Source organism: Massilia sp. PWRC2, from assembly GCF_049896725.1.
Taxonomy (GTDB): Bacteria; Pseudomonadota; Gammaproteobacteria; order Burkholderiales; family Burkholderiaceae_D; genus JAFCUW01.
In genome coordinates this window covers 1-628 of record NZ_JAFCUW010000052.1, presented here as the reverse complement: position 1 = coordinate 628, position 628 = coordinate 1, and the positions used below count along the sequence as shown (strand labels likewise).

Annotated in this window: 1 rRNA gene; it reads left to right on the top strand. The window is 49.8% G+C overall.

Annotated features, from left to right (window positions below):
• Positions 1 to 178 precede the first annotated feature (178 nt).
• Positions 179 to 628: ribosomal RNA gene (locus ACP7BZ_RS22995) — 16S ribosomal RNA — on the top strand; the annotation flags it as partial.

Here is a 628-nt window from a genome sequence, read left to right as displayed (position 1 = left end):
GTTCTTTAACAATTAACAGTCGATAAGTGTGGGCGTTTGATGAAAGTGCCAGTGACTTCGGTCACTGCATACTTAAATTATCAAATGTTCACAAAGAAGAAAAATAGGCGCTATGAAAATAGTGGCCTGTCAGTATTTTGAGTGAGCGATCTGTCGGAAACGACATTAAACAGAGATTGAACTGAAGAGTTTGATCCTGGCTCAGATTGAACGCTGGCGGCATGCCTTACACATGCAAGTCGAACGGCAGCACGGGGCAACCTGGTGGCGAGTGGCGAACGGGTGAGTAATATATCGGAACGTACCCTGGAGTGGGGGATAACGTAGCGAAAGTTACGCTAATACCGCATACGATCTAAGGATGAAAGCAGGGGACCGCAAGGCCTTGTGCTCCTGGAGCGGCCGATATCTGATTAGCTAGTTGGTAGGGTAAAAGCCTACCAAGGCATCGATCAGTAGCTGGTCTGAGAGGACGACCAGCCACACTGGAACTGAGACACGGTCCAGACTCCTACGGGAGGCAGCAGTGGGGAATTTTGGACAATGGGCGCAAGCCTGATCCAGCAATGCCGCGTGAGTGAAGAAGGCCTTCGGGTTGTAAAGCTCTTTTGTCAGGGAAGAAACGGTG